Raw genomic sequence first — 14,268 nt, 5'->3', positions numbered from 1 at the left:
AAGGGCGCGGGCAATCGAATGTCCCGCCTCAGCTCCCGCACGCGTGAATCAGGAACTCCCTCAGCGCATCCGCCGGCTTGCCCAGCTTGCGCCCGGGCTGCCACAGCATGCCAACTTCCATGTCCGGCACCGCATTGGCAATCGGGCGGGCCTCGATCTGCTTTCCCTCCAGTGACCACGGGCGATACACCATGTCGGACAGCACGGTGACGCCGAAGCCATGCGCCACCAGCCCGCGCAGGGCCTCCATCGAGCCGGTCCGGAATGCGACCTTGGGTGCGAGCCGGTGGCTGCGCCAGTAACGCAGCGTGGATTCCTCGGCCTCGTCCACGGTGATGAGGATATACGGATAGGCCGCAATATCGCGCAGCGAAGGGCGCTCGACGGCCAGCAGCGGATGGCTGGACGAAGTCCACAACTGGCGCCGGGATCGCATCAGCGTATGGCGCTGGAAGCGCTGGGGCCGCTCCAGGTTCGACAGCAGCGCGATGCCCAGCTCGATCTCCCCCGCCAGCACGGCCCGCTCGATATCGGGCCGGTCCATGTCGAGCAGATCCAGTTCGATGTCCGGATAGTTGGTGCGAAAGCGCGCCAGCAGCCCCGGCAGGAAGTAGCCCAGCACCGTATAGGAGGCGGCAAGGCGCACGCTGCCCTGCAACCCGTGCACCTGGAAGCGCGGCTCGCGCAGCGCATCCTCGACCGAATCCAGGATCTGGCGGGCGTGCTGGAAGAAGAGGTGGCCTTCTGCCGTCAACGTCACCCCATGGGGCCGGCGCTCGAACAGGCGCACCGCCAGGCGCTGCTCAAGCGCCAGCACGGCATTGGTGATGGCCGACTGCGAGACATGCTCGGCGGTCGCGGCCATCGAGAATTGCCCGGTCTCCGCGGCCGCGACGAAGTAGCGGAACTGCCTCAGCGTGACTTCCTTGGCCAGTCTTTCCGAGCCTTCGCGCGCCTTGGACATGGGAATCTCCGGGTTATCCGTTTTTCAGATATCAGGTGTTTGAATTCATGATTTTACGATGACGGCACGGATTTCTAAACTGCTCCGGATACAAGAGAACAAGCACGGAGACTGAGATCGTGAATGCCCCGCTGAACCCCGCCTTGCTCGAAGCCCTGGCCAGCGCCAGCCTGGACGACAAGTACACCCTGGAGCAGGGCCGCGTCTACATGAGCGGCGTGCAGGCCCTGGTCCGCCTGCCAATGCTACAGAAGGCGCGCGACCGCGCCGCCGGCCTCAACACCGCCGGCTTTATCTCGGGCTATCGCGGCTCGCCGCTGGGCGGCGTCGACCAGGCCCTGTGGAAGGCCAAGCAGCACCTGGCGGCCAGCGACGTGGTGTTCCAGCCCGGCGTCAACGAAGACCTTGCCGCGACCGCCGTCTGGGGCAGCCAGCAGGTCAACCTGTTCCCCGGCGCCACGCGCGACGGCGTGTTCTCGATGTGGTATGGCAAGGGGCCGGGCGTGGACCGGTCCATCGACGTGCTCAAGCACGCCAATTCGGCCGGCTCGTCGCGCCATGGCGGCGTGCTGCTGCTGGCCGGCGACGACCATGCCGCCAAGTCCTCCACCGTGGCGCACCAGTCGGAGCACGTGCTGCAGGCCGCCGGCATCCCGGTGCTGTACCCCGCCAATGTGCAGGAGTACCTCGACTACGGCCTGCATGGCTGGGCCATGAGCCGGTATTCCGGCCTGTGGGTGGCAATGAAGTGCGTCACCGACGTGGTGGAGTCGACCGCCTCGGTCGAGATCGATCCCGAGCGCGTGCAGATCGCGCTGCCGCAGGACTTTGTCATGCCGCAGGGCGGACTCAATATCCGCTGGCCCGATTCCCCGCTGGAGCAGGAGGCGCGGCTGCTTGACCACAAGTGGTATGCGGCGCTGGCCTATGTGCGGGCCAACCGCCTCAATCGCGTCGTGCTCGATTCGCCGAACGCGCGCTTCGGCATCATGACTGCCGGCAAGGCGTACCTGGACGTGCGCCAGGCGCTCGCAGACCTGGGCCTGGACGATGACACCTGCGCCCGCATCGGCATCCGCGTCTACAAGGTGGGTTGCGTGTGGCCGCTGGAGGCGCACGGCGCCCGTGAGTTCGCCACCGGCCTGGAAGAGATCCTGGTGGTGGAAGAGAAGCGGCAGATCCTCGAATACGCACTCAAGGAAGAGCTGTACAACTGGCGCGAGGATGTGCGGCCCAAGGTCTTCGGCAAGTTCGACCAGCGTGGCAACGATGGCGGCGAGTGGTCGGTGCCGCGTGGCAACTGGCTGCTGCCCGCGCACTATGAATTGTCGCCGGCGCTGATCGCCAAGGCCATCGCCCGCCGGCTGGAACGCTTTGACCTGCCGGAAGCGGTGCGCGCACGCATTGCCGCGCGCGTGGCGCTGATCGAGGCCAAGGAGCGCGAGGCCGCGCAGCCGCGCATCGCGGTGGAGCGCAAGCCCTGGTTCTGCTCGGGGTGCCCGCACAATACGTCCACGCGCGTGCCGGAGGGCTCGCGTGCGCTGGCCGGCATCGGGTGCCACTACATGACCCTGTGGATGGACCGCAATACCGACACCTTCAGCCAGATGGGCGGCGAAGGCGTGGCCTGGACCGGCCAGATGCATTTCACCGGCGACAAGCACGTGTTTGCCAACCTGGGCGACGGCACGTATTTCCACTCGGGGCTGCTGGCCATCCGCGCATCGATCGCGGCCAAGGCCAATATCACCTACAAGATCCTGTTCAATGACGCCGTGGCAATGACCGGCGGGCAGCCCATCGACGGCGTGCTGACGGTGCCGCAGATTGCGCACCAGGTGCTGGCCGAGGGCGCGAAGAAGCTGGTCGTCGTCACCGACGAGCCGCAGAAGTATGGCGACGGCGCCATGCTGCCGTCGGGCGTGACTGTGTTCCATCGCGACCAGCTCGACGCCGTCCAGGTCGAGCTGCGCGATACCGCGGGCGTCACCATCCTGATCTACGACCAGACCTGCGCGACCGAGAAGCGCCGCCGCCGCAAGCGCGGCACCTATCCTGACCCGGCCAAGCGCGCCTTTATCAACGACGCGGTCTGCGAGGGCTGCGGCGATTGCTCGGCCAAGTCCAACTGCCTGTCGGTGGAGCCGCTGGAGACCGAACTCGGGACCAAGCGCAAGATCAACCAGTCGTCGTGCAACAAGGATTTCTCCTGCGTCAACGGCTTCTGCCCGAGCTTTGTCACTGCCGAGGGGGCGCAGGTGCGCAAGCCCGCGGCAGCGGGTGGCAAAGGCACCGGCGCCGACTTCGAGGCGCTGCCGCTGCCGCGGCTGCCGGCCCTGGAGCGGCCGTACGGCGTGCTGGTCACCGGTGTGGGCGGCACTGGCGTGGTCACCATCGGCGGCCTGCTGGGCATGGCATCGCACCTTGAACGCAAGGGCGTGACCGTGCTCGACATGGCTGGCCTGGCACAGAAAGGCGGGGCTGTGATCAGCCACGTGCAGATCGCACCGGGCCCGGACGACCTGCACGCGACGCGTATCGCGACGGGTGAGGCGCGCCTGGTGATCGGGGGCGACGCCATCGTCTCGGCGTCGCCCGAGGTGTTGTCGAAGGTCCGGCATGGCCTGACCGCCGCCGTGGTCAACAGCGCCAACACGCCCACCGCGGAATTCATCAAGAACCCGAAGTGGAAGTTCCCCGGTGCCAGCGCCGAGCAGGACCTGCGCGCCAGCGTGGGCGATGCCTGCGCATTCTTCGACGCCAGCGCATGGGCGGTGACCCTGCTGGCCGACGCCATCTACTCCAACCCGCTGTTGCTCGGCTTTGCCTGGCAGAAGGGCTGGATCCCGCTGCAGCGTGAAAGCCTGCTGCGCGCGATCGAACTCAATGGAGTGTCGATCGACAAGAACCGGCTGGCATTCGAATGGGGGCGGTATCTCGCGCACCATGGCGAGGCGGCGGTCAAGGCGCACTTGCCGGGTGCTCCGGCGGCCCCGGCCGCACAGGTCGTGGCAATCCCGCAGGCGCTCGACACCCTGATCCGCAAGCGCGAGACGATGCTGGCCGAATACCAGAACTCTGCATATGCCGCCCGCTACCGCGAGGCTGTCGAGCGCATCCGCGCCGCGGAGCAGCAACTGGGCATCGACCGCAAGCTGCCGTTGACCGAGGCCGTGGCCCGTAACCTGGCCAAGCTGATGGCCTACAAAGACGAATACGAGGTGGCGCGCCTCTACGCCGATCCCGCCTTCCTGGACAAGCTGCGCGCCCAGTTTGAAGGGGAGCCTGGCCGCGACTACCAGCTCAACTTCTGGCTGGCGCCGCCGCTGCTGGCCAAGACCGACAAGGGCCACCCGGTCAAGCGCCGCTTCGGTCCGCGCACGATGACGGCATTCCGCTTGCTGGCGCGCCTGAAGGGGTTGCGTGGCACGGCGTTCGATGTGTTTGGCAAGACTGCCGAGCGCCGCGCCGAGCGGGCGCTGGTCAACGACTATCTGGCCTTGGTCGACGAGTTCGCGGCGTCCCTGAGCGCGGACAACGTCGACACCGCGCTGGCGCTTGCCGCGTTGCCGGAGGATATCCGCGGCTACGGCCACGTGAAGGAGGCCAGCATGGATGCGGCGGCGGTACGGCGGGACGCGTTGCTGGCGCAGTATCGCGGCGCGGCCCGGCGGGCTGCTGCTTGAGGGGCGGGCGGTTCGAGCCCTGCGCCGAACCGCCCCCCTGTCTATGCTTCGCGCCGGGCGAGCGCCAGAAAGGCGCCCAGGCCCAGCATCGTCACGCCCGACATCCGGGTCATCAAGCGGGCGCGAGCTTCGCGGGCGGCGCCGGACTTGAGCAGACGATGCGCGGCAAACACGACAACAACGTCGACCAGCGTATTGAGCGCGACGCAAATGCAGCCCAACAGCACCAACTGCGGCACCAGAGCTTCGCTCGCCGAGACAAACTGCGGCAGGAACGCCAGAAAGAACAGCGCCGTCTTGACGTTCAGGACCTCGACCATGATGCCCTCGACCAGAGCGCGGCGCGCACCTCTGGATGGCATGGTTTCGAGCGTGACCGGCGCCTGCTTGCGCATCAGCATGCGAATCCCCAGGTACACCAGATAAGCAGCACCCAGATACTTGAGCAGGTTGAATGCCACGGCCGACTGGGCAATGACCAGCGACAGGCCCAAGGCTGCCGCGAGCACATGGAGCAAGCCTCCGAGGGCGGTGCCGAAGCATGAAGCCAGGCCTGCGGATCGGCCGCCAGCCACCGTTCGTGCAACGACATAGGCGATGGCCGGGCCGGGGGTGATGGCGAGAACGATGGCTGCGATCAGGAAGGGGATGAATGACATGGCGGGGTATTCGTCAATGGTGAGGAAAAACTGAGCGCGGGCCCGGGGGCAATTCAACCAGCCTTGCGCATGGACTGCGCAAGTTCGCCATACCCCCGCGCCTCCAGGGTGTCGGCGGCACCGAGGCGATCCCGCAACTCCCTGTTCTGGCTGACCTTGACCTTGCCCACCAGCGAAGTGACGGCGATCTCGATGCCCACGATGTTGCGCAGCATGCTGTCGATGTACTCCGGCGCGGAGTCCCCCATCTTCCAGGGCCTGGGTTCGGCTGCCTCGTGCCGCCGTGTCAGGCGCGCAACCAGGCGGCGAACAAAACGCTCGTCGTCATGCACGGTGATCGTGCCGTGCGCGTGCACCACCTCGTAGTTCCAGGTCGGCACCTGGCGGTGCGCCTCATGCTTGCTCGGGTACCAGTTGGGCGAGATATAGGCCTCGGCGCCCCGGAACACGACCATGACCGGCGAGCCGGTGGGGCAACGCTGCCAGAGCGGGTTCGCGCGGGCCACGTGGGCTGTGAGCACGCCGTGGGTTCCCTCGCCGGGATCGAACTCGAACGGGATGTGGTCGGCATCCAGTCCGGCGCTGCCTTGCGTAACCAGCATCCCCAGCGGGTGCTCGCGGATGATGCGGCCCAGTTCCTCTGGCCGGTTTTCAGCAAAGTGAGCAGGAATATACATGGTGGGGAATCGGAAGCGATGGAATGCTCGATACTGTCGCCGACAACTGGCACAATCGGAAGGTCCGGTTTTCATGATTCTTTATGGGCCAGTCACGCCAGCCAGCCGGTACCCGTGCCGGAGCCACGGGCGCGGGGCGCCGCATCTACGATCTTCTGCGTGCCCAGATCGCGGACGGCACCCTGCCGCCGGGCGCCCGGGCGCCGTCCACACGGGCGCTGGCGTCCGAGTTGGGGGTGTCGCGTACCACTGTCACCGCCGCCTACGAACAACTTGCTGCCGAGGGCTTCCTCGTCACTGCGGTGGGGCGCGTGGCCCGAATCGCCAGCCCCCTGGCGGCACCGGCACCAGCCGGGATCAGCGCAGGCCGGCGCGCCAGGTCCGCCCCAACCCTGTCCGAATTCGGGCGCCGCGTGGCGGGACTCGGCATGCCGGCACTGCTGCAGGCTGAACCGGTTCGTTTCGACTTCCTGTATGGGGCGGTGGCTTCGCGGGACTTCCCAACCCTGGCCTGGCGGCGTGCCTACCAGGCCGAACTGCTGCGCCAGCAAAACAGCCTGTCTTACGCCCCGCCAGAAGGTGAGGCGTCGCTGCGACGCGCCCTCCAGGGCTATTTGCGGCGTGCCCGGGGACTGGCCTGCGAGGCCGAGCAGGTTCTGGTGGTGCATGGCTCGCAGCAGGCCATCGACCTGTGCGCGCGGCTGCTGCTGGATGCCGGCGACGCCTTTGCCTTCGAAGATCCCGGCTACCTGATGGCGAGGCGCTGCTTCGAAGCCACCGGCGCCAGGTGCCAGGCCACGCCGGTGGACGGGCATGGCCTGGATACCGCCAGCCTTCCCCAGGACGATCGTGTGCGCCTGGTGTACGTGACACCGTCGCACCAGTTCCCACTAGGGGGCGTGCTGCCGATCGGCCGGCGCCTGGAGCTGCTGCAATGGGCGCAGCGCCACGACGCCTGGATCATCGAGGACGACTACGACGGGGAGTTCCGCTACGGCCAGCGCCCGATCGACACGCTGCGCTCGATCGACACCGACGGCCGCGTGATCTACGTCGGCACTTTCTCCAAGGCGCTGTCGCCACAACTGCGGCTCGGCTACCTGGTGCTGCCGCCTGAGCTGGTGCCGGTGTTCCGGCAGGCCAAGCGGCTGGCCGACCGCCATGCGCCCGTGCTGGAGCAGCGCGTGCTGGCAGCGCTGATCGAAAGCGGTGCCTACGAACGCCATGTGCGGCGCATGCGCCGGGAAAACGAGCGCCGGCGAGCGGCCTTGCTGGATGGCGTCGCACGTTTCCTGCCAGCGGACGCGGAAGTCTGCGGTACGGCGGCGGGGCTGCATGTGGTGCTGTGGTTGCCGTCGCTGCGGCCCCGCGACGAGACAGCGCTGGTGGCCGCTGCGCGCAGCCAGGATGTGGGGGTCTACCCGGTATCACCGTTGTTTGCAGGGGCCCGGCCGCACGGACAGCGTCGAGCGGCCGGGCTGGTGCTCGGTTATGCGAGTTTGACGGTGGAGCAGATTCAGCGGGGGATGCAGATTTTAGGGGCGGTGATTGCGGCGATGGGGCGGGCGCAAGGCCAGCCACATCAGCTTGATGGCCGCCTGACTACTGGTCAGGAGGCTCCAGGCGGGGGCTGCATCAATAGTTCATCGTCACGTTGAGCATGGCCACCCGCGGATTGCCCACTGGTAGCACGTTGTTGTTCAGGCCGCCCGCGTAGTACATCTTGTCGAACACGTTCTTGACGTTGAACGCCGCGCGCCAGTGCGATGCCACGTAGCCGACGGCAAAATCGGCCACCGTGTAGCCCGGCACGGTGTAGTTAAAGCTGTAGCCGCGCTTGGCGCTCTCGCCGCGCACGCCGGCACCGACGTACCAGCCAGCCAGCGCGCCGCGGAAGCGGTACTGGCTCCACACCGAGAAGCTGTGCCGGGGCACGCTGTTGAGCGGCTTGCCGACGTTCGCAGCCGTGGTGTCTTCGGTGACTTCGCTTGCGATATAGGCATAGGCGCCCGAAACACTGAGGCCATTGCCGAGATCCTGCGTCAGCTCCATTTCCAGCCCGCGCGAACGCTGTTCGCCCACGGCCACGCTGAAGCCTGTGTTAACCGGATCGGTACTGAGCACATTGGTGCGGGTTAGGTCGAACGCGGCCAGGGTCAGCAGGCCGGTCTTGTCCGGCATGTCGAACTTGATGCCCACTTCGTACTGGCGGCCCTTCTCGGGCTTGAACGTGGCGCCGTTGACGTCGGTGCCGGCGTTCGGCAGGAACGAAGTGGCGAAGCTCAGGTACGGACGCGCCCAGTGCGTCAGGTCGTACATCACGCCCGCGCTGCCGGTGACGGCGTTGTCGTCGTTGCCGGTTCGCGACCGCGCCAGCCGGTCCTTCGTGCTCGTCTGCGCGGATTCGTAGCGCACGCCGCCGGTCACGGTCCAGCGCTCTGCGATACGGATCTGGTCGCGCAGGTAGAGGCCAACCGCGTTTAGCGTATCGGTCGCGTCCAGGCTATAGGCGGACGGGCAGTTGATGCTGGCGCCATAGACCGGGTTGTAGACGTTCAGCGCTGCCACGCGGCACGTCTTCTGCAGGCGGTCTTCCTTCGTATGGCGGTAGTCGATGCCAAAGGTCACGCTGTGGGCATGCCCCGTGAACGCGAAAGTCCGCTGCACGTTAGTGTCAACACCGAACGAGTCCCCCGAGAAGCTCTGCTGCGTGCCACTGCGGTTCATCGCCTGGCTGTTGACGGCCATGGTGCCGGCCGACACCAGCGTGCCGGTCAGCGACGACGTCTGGTAGCGCAGGTTCTGGTTCAAGGTCCAGCCGGAGTCGAAGCGGTGCGTCAGCGCGTAGCCGATGCGGTTCTGCTCGCCGTCATAAGACGGCGCATTCGGCTCGCCGATGAAGCGGTTGCTCGGCACCACGCCATTGCGGTTCGGCACCAGGGTGCCATTCACTGGAAGGCCCTGCTGGCGCACGTAGTTGCGTTGGCTGTGGCTGGCCAGGATCGTGAAGTCCGTGCGCGTGCCAAGGTCGAGCGTCAGCGATGGCGCGATCCAGCGGTTGCGATACCAGACGTAGTCGGTCGGATCGTCGCTGTTCATCATCAGCGCGTTCAGGCGGAACGCGGCCTTGCTGTCCTTGGCCAGCGGCGTGCCGACGTCGACCGTCGCCTGCCGGAAGCCGTAGTTGCCGACGGTCAGGCCCAGTTCACCGAACAGTTCGGCACGCGGGCGCTTGCTGACCATGTTGACCAGGCCGCCCGGCTGCACCGCGCCGAACAGGATCGAGGCCGGTCCCTTGAGCACTTCCACGCGTTCCACGCCGAACAGCTCCTGCGCCACGCGGTTGTTGCTGTCGACGAGCAATCCGTCGGCAAAGATCGATTCCGATGCACGCTGGCCGCGGATGATGAAGTCGTCCCAGCCGCGCCTGCCATAGACGTTGGTGACCACGCCGGCTGAGTTCTGCAGCGCGTCGCTGAGGTTCTGTGCCTGCTGGCTGTCGAGCAGGTCACGCGTAATGACGGTGATCGACTGCGCGGCGTCGGCCGCGGATTGATCCGACTTGGTCACTCCGGCCGGCCGCCGCGTGCTGAAGCCTACGTCAGTTTGCCCGTCGGCGGCGGCGCTGACCGTCACGGATGGCAGCGTGGCGGGATCTTCGGCGGCGTGGGAAACGACGGGAGGCAGGAGCAGGCAACTGACGGCGGCGGGTATGGCAAGACGGCGGACAAGCATGAGGGCGCAAGGTGAAAACGACGAAAGTGGCGCATCATAAATGAGAATGGTTTGTATTTACAAGAATTTCGTCCGGCAAAAGCCGTACTAACTTTTTGATTCGTATCCATCAACGCCGTTTCTATGGCACATGCTTTCCCTACATAGCGGTCCCTGCGCAGCCCCGTTGCTGCTATCAATGTTCTCTTCCCGGCCGCCTGCCCATGAAACGCACCACCACCATTCCAACCCCGCCGCCCGATGCCGCACATGTCCTGGTGCCGGCCGACGCGCAGGCGGGCCATGCCTGCGCCGACGACCGCAACTTCGTCACCGCGCTGGCACGCGGCATGGAGCTGTTGCGCGCCTTCGGGCCGCAGGACGATTACCTGGGCAACGCCGAGCTGTCGCGGCGCACCGGCATCCCGCGCCCGACCGTGTCGCGGCTCACCTACACGCTGGCCACGCTCGGCTATCTCACCTACATCGAAGCCACTGAGAAGTACCGGCTGGGGCAGGGCGCGATGGTGCTGGGCCACCGCTATGTAGGCGGCGCCGGCATCCGCGAGATCGCGCAGCCGCTGATGCAGTCGCTGGCGTTTGCCTCCGATTGCACGGTGGCACTGGCCATGCCGGACCGGCACGCCATGGTCTACCTGGAAAGCTGCCAGCCGCGCGGGGCGCTGGTGATCCGGCTGGCGCCGGGCGCGCGCCTGCCGATGGCCACCTCGGCGATCGGCCGCGCCTGGCTGGCGGGGCTCGATGCCGATCACCGCGAGGCCGCGCTGGCCGAACTGGCGCGCCACTATGGCTCGCGCTGGCCCGCCGTGCGCACCGGCATCGACCGTGCGCTGCGCGACTACGCACGGCGCGGCTTCTGCGTGGCGCATGCCGAATGGGACCGCACCGTCAGCGGCGCCGCCGCGCCGCTGCGCCTGGCGGGCAGCAGCGAGGTGCTGGCGTTGAATATCGGCGGGGCCGCGACACGGCTGTCGCCCGAGATCCTGGAAAGCAACCTGGGCCCGCGCATCCGCGAACTGGCCGAGACCCTGCAGGCGCGGCTGTGGCAACCCGGCGGCGCGCGCGCGACCGCCCGCTTTGCTTCCGCGCAGCCAGACCCTGATACCCATACCCACGCGTCCAACGCATGACGCGGGCACTGAATTCAACGAGGAGACAACCCATGGAAGTACGCAACAAGACCGTCGTGGTGACTGGCGCGGCCACCGGCATCGGGCGCGCGCTGGCGCTGGCCTTTGCGCAGGCCGGCGCGCGCGGCGTGGCCGTGGCCGACCTGAACGCGGCCGGCGCCGCCACCGTTGCCACCGAGGTCCAGGCCGCGGCGCCTGCGTGCCAGGTGTTCGCCCAGCCGGTCGACGTGGCCGATGCCGCCGCCGTGCAGGGCCTGGCCGACGAGGCCACGCGCCGCTTTGGCCAGGTCGACATCTTCTGTTCCAACGCCGGCATCATCCTGCGCAAGGGGCTGGATGCGAGCGCCGACGAGTGGCAGCGTATCTGGGAAATCAACGTGATGGCGCATATCCACGCGGCCAGGGCGGTGCTGCCGCAGATGCTGGAGCGCGGCGACGGCTACTTCATCAACACGGTGTCGGCAGCGGGCCTGTTGTCGCAGATCGGCTCGGCGCCGTATGCGGTGACCAAGCACGCCGCCATCGGCTTTGCCGAGTGGCTGTCGATCACCTACGGCGACCGCGGCATCAAGGTCAGCTGCATCTGCCCGCAGGGCGTGCAGACCAACATGCTGTTCGGCGAGAAGGGCGAGCGCAAGGGCTTCCTGCAGGAAGGCTCGGTCACCGCCGAGCACGTCGCCGCGGTGACGCTGGAAGGGGTGGCCGATGAGCGCTTCCTGATCTTGCCGCACCCGGAGGTGCTTGAGTACTATCGCCGCAAGGGCCAGGACTATGACCGCTGGCTGCGCGGCATGCGGCGCCTGCATGACAAGGTGATGCAGGAGTTCGGCGGCATCGCGGTATAGAGCTTAGCAGGTTCAGACGGCGGCAGTGGCCGCCGTCTTCACATAGCAGGCGGCCACGCAGCCGCCGGCAACAGGAGGAACACCCATGCGTTTCGGCACCCTTGCCGCGGCAATGCTTGTCACATCCGCGCTGGTCGGCGCGGCCCCCGCGCTCGCGCAAACCTGGCCCGCCAAGCCGATCCGGATCGTGGTCGGCTTCCCGACCGGCGGCGCGCCCGATACGCTGGCGCGCATCGTCTCGGAGAAGATCTCGCCATCGTGGGGCCAGCCCGTGATCGTGGACAACAAGCCCGGCGCGGGCGGCAATATCGGCGCCGAGGCGGTGGCGCACGCGCCGGCGGACGGCTACACCCTGGCACTGGGCACGGTCGGCACGCACTCGATCAACGGCGCGCTGTACAGCAAGATGCCGTACGACATGGTGAAGGACTTCGCGCCGGTCATGATGATCGCCTCGACGCCCAACGTGCTGGTGGTCAACCCCGGCGTGCCGGCGAAGACCACGGCCGAGCTGATCGCACTGGCGAAGAGCAAGCCCGGCGCGCTGACCTTCGGCACCCCCGGCGTCGGCACCTCGCCGCACGTGGCCGGAGAAATGTTCAATTCGATGGCCGGCGTCAAGATCACGCACGTGCCCTACAAGGGCCGAGCCATGGCCATCCCCGACCTGCTCGGCGGCCATATCACCATGATGTTCGACAACCTGCCGTCGGCCTTGCCCGTGGTGCGCGAGGGCAAGCTGCGCGCGCTGGGCATTACCAGCGCGAAGCGCTCGGCCTCGGCACCGGATATCCCGACACTGGCCGAGCAGGGCTTGCCTGGATTTGAAGCCGATTCATGGTTCGCCGTGTTCGCGCCGGCCAATACGCCGAAGGATGTGGTGGCCAGGCTCAACACTGAACTCAACCGCATCTTCACGCTGCCCGATGTGCAGGCGAAGCTGAAGACGCTGGGGCTGGATCCGATCCTGGGGACGCCGGAGAAACTGGCGGCATACCAGCGCCAGGAGATTGCAAAATGGGCGAGGGTGGTGAAGGAATCGGGGGCGAAGGCGGAGTAGGCCTTTAAATCCAGAGGGTTTGCTCCCCTCTCCCGCTTGCGGGAGAGGGGAGCACGCAATCACTGATCAGGCGTCCGGCTCCACCGCCCCCCGCGCAGGTTCCGCGCCGCTGGCATCGCGCAACCTGCTCAGGCTGATCAAGGCCCCCAGCGCCGCCACCACCGCCGCCAGATACAGCGCAATGCGGGCCGCGCCGGTCGGCGTCAGGCTGAACAGCAGCGCCACCACCGCTGTGCCGCTGGTCTGCCCCAGCAGCCGCGTGGTCGCCTGCGCGCCGCTGGCGCCGCCGCTGCGCTCGGGCGGCGTGGCGCCGATCATGGCGCGGTTGTTGGGGGACTGGAAGAAGCCGAAGCCCGTGCCGCACATCGCCATGCGCCAGACGATATCCAGGCTGCCGGCGTCCGGGCCCAGCGTGGCCAGCCCGACCAGCCCGCCCGCCAGCATGGCCAGGCCGATGCCGGCGAGGATGCTGGCCGGATAGCGGTCCGACAGCCGGCCCGACACCGTGGCCATCACCGCCACCATCAGCGGCCAGGGCGTGATCAGCAGGCCGGTTTCCTGCAGGGAGCGGCCGAGCTGGTATTCGAGATAGAACGGCAGCGCGATAAAGGCCAGCATCTGCGTCATGAAAGAGCAGAACGAGGTGCCCACCGCCAGCGTGAAGGAGCGGCTGGAAAACAGGTCCACCGGCACCAGCGGCGCGGGGCGCCCGTGCTGGCGCCGCACCAGCAGCCAACCCAGCATCACAGCGGCGGCCATGCCCGCGGCGCCTGCGATGCGCCAGCGGGCGTGGCCCAGGCCGTCGACGCCGAGGATGAACATGCCGAACACCAGCGCCGACAGCATCGCGCTGCGGTAGTCGAACTCGCGCGGCTGCGGCGGCGTCGCGGGCAGCGAAGTGCGGCTCAGCACCAGCGCGACGATGGCCACCGGCACGTTGACCGCGAACAGCCATTTCCAGCTGGCGACCGCCAGGATCAGCGCGCCCAGCGACGGGCCCACGGCGATGGTCACGCCGACCACCAGCGCGTTCAGCCCGATGCCGCGGCCCAGGCGCGTGGGCGGGTAGATAAAGCGCACCAGCGCCGTGTTGACGCTCATGATGCCGGCGCCGCCGATGCCCTGCAGCACGCGCGCGGCCACCAGCATCGGCAGGTTGACCGCCAGCGCGCACAGCAGCGAGCCCAGCAGGAAGGTGGCCAGCCCCGCCCGGTACACGCGCTTGTAGCCAAGGATGTCCCCCAGCGACGAGAGCGGCAGCAGGCACACGGTCACCGTAAGCTGATAAGCGTTGACCACCCAGATCGTGCTGGACGGATCGGCCTGCAGCTCGCGTGAGATCGAGGGCAAGGCGATGTTGGCGATCGAACCATCGAGCACGGCCATGATCAGGCCGAAGAAAACAGTGAGGATCGCCCAGGTCCGCTGTGGCTGGGGAAGGCCTTGTTCTGGCTGCATGGGGAGAGACATTGAAGACAATGCCGCGCCAGCATTGCTCAGGCATGGCCAGGA

10 protein-coding genes are annotated in these 14,268 nt (G+C 67.4%); 5 read left to right on the top strand and 5 right to left on the bottom strand.

Annotation, left to right across the window (positions count from 1 at the left end; translation table 11 throughout):
- Positions 1 to 28: 28 nt before the first annotated feature.
- A complete protein-coding gene (locus AC3WRR_RS04860; RefSeq protein WP_081050135.1) occupies positions 29 to 964 on the bottom strand; it encodes a LysR substrate-binding domain-containing protein in 936 nt (311 codons plus the stop codon).
- A gap of 119 nt (positions 965 to 1,083) precedes the next feature.
- Here AC3WRR_RS04860 and AC3WRR_RS04855 point away from each other — a divergent pair, with 119 nt between their 5' ends.
- A complete protein-coding gene (locus tag AC3WRR_RS04855) occupies positions 1,084 to 4,650 on the top strand; it encodes an indolepyruvate ferredoxin oxidoreductase family protein (RefSeq protein WP_011617573.1) in 3,567 nt (1,188 codons plus the stop codon).
- Between the two features lie 41 nt (positions 4,651 to 4,691).
- Here AC3WRR_RS04855 and AC3WRR_RS04850 read toward each other — a convergent pair whose 3' ends face one another.
- Both AC3WRR_RS04850 and AC3WRR_RS04845 read right to left on the bottom strand, forming a co-directional pair.
- Positions 4,692 to 5,309, bottom strand: coding sequence for a LysE family translocator (locus AC3WRR_RS04850; protein WP_058696540.1), 618 nt, complete (start codon positions 5,307 to 5,309; stop codon positions 4,692 to 4,694).
- A gap of 53 nt (positions 5,310 to 5,362) precedes the next feature.
- Positions 5,363 to 5,986, bottom strand: coding sequence for an FMN-binding negative transcriptional regulator (locus AC3WRR_RS04845; RefSeq protein WP_011617571.1), 624 nt, complete (start codon positions 5,984 to 5,986; stop codon positions 5,363 to 5,365).
- Positions 5,987 to 6,069: 83 nt separating this feature from the next.
- Here AC3WRR_RS04845 and pdxR point away from each other — a divergent pair, with 83 nt between their 5' ends.
- Positions 6,070 to 7,644, top strand: coding sequence for a MocR-like pyridoxine biosynthesis transcription factor PdxR (pdxR, locus tag AC3WRR_RS04840; protein WP_492296339.1), 1,575 nt, complete (start codon positions 6,070 to 6,072; stop codon positions 7,642 to 7,644).
- Here the strand turns inward: pdxR and AC3WRR_RS04835 are convergent.
- Positions 7,622 to 9,721, bottom strand: coding sequence for a TonB-dependent siderophore receptor (locus AC3WRR_RS04835; protein ID WP_492296337.1), 2,100 nt, complete (start codon positions 9,719 to 9,721; stop codon positions 7,622 to 7,624). The genes pdxR and AC3WRR_RS04835 overlap by 23 nt on opposite strands.
- Positions 9,722 to 9,924: 203 nt before the next feature.
- On the opposite strand from AC3WRR_RS04835, the gene AC3WRR_RS04830 reads away from it, so the two are divergent.
- From AC3WRR_RS04830 to AC3WRR_RS04820, 3 genes are all read left to right on the top strand, one after another.
- Positions 9,925 to 10,851 carry an IclR family transcriptional regulator gene (locus tag AC3WRR_RS04830; RefSeq protein WP_010812781.1) on the top strand — a complete coding sequence of 309 codons (927 nt, stop codon included), beginning with the start codon at positions 9,925 to 9,927 and terminating at the stop codon, positions 10,849 to 10,851.
- A gap of 32 nt (positions 10,852 to 10,883) precedes the next feature.
- Positions 10,884 to 11,696 (top strand): SDR family oxidoreductase, encoded by an 813-nt coding sequence (locus tag AC3WRR_RS04825; protein ID WP_010812782.1) that lies wholly within the window; start codon positions 10,884 to 10,886, stop codon positions 11,694 to 11,696.
- An 85-nt stretch (positions 11,697 to 11,781) separates the two neighbouring features.
- Positions 11,782 to 12,756 carry a Bug family tripartite tricarboxylate transporter substrate binding protein gene (locus tag AC3WRR_RS04820; protein ID WP_010812783.1) on the top strand — a complete coding sequence of 325 codons (975 nt, stop codon included), beginning with the start codon at positions 11,782 to 11,784 and terminating at the stop codon, positions 12,754 to 12,756.
- 66 nt (positions 12,757 to 12,822) lie between these two features.
- On the opposite strand, the gene AC3WRR_RS04815 is transcribed toward AC3WRR_RS04820, so the two are convergent.
- Positions 12,823 to 14,214, bottom strand: coding sequence for an MFS transporter (locus AC3WRR_RS04815; protein WP_081050134.1), 1,392 nt, complete (start codon positions 14,212 to 14,214; stop codon positions 12,823 to 12,825).
- Between the last annotated feature and the right edge of the window lie 54 nt (positions 14,215 to 14,268).

The sequence above is a fragment of the Cupriavidus sp. FW305-3-2-15-C-LB2 genome (genome assembly GCF_058787575.1).
The sequence above is the reverse complement of the archived record's forward strand: the minus strand, read 5'-3'. Positions and strand labels throughout refer to the sequence as shown.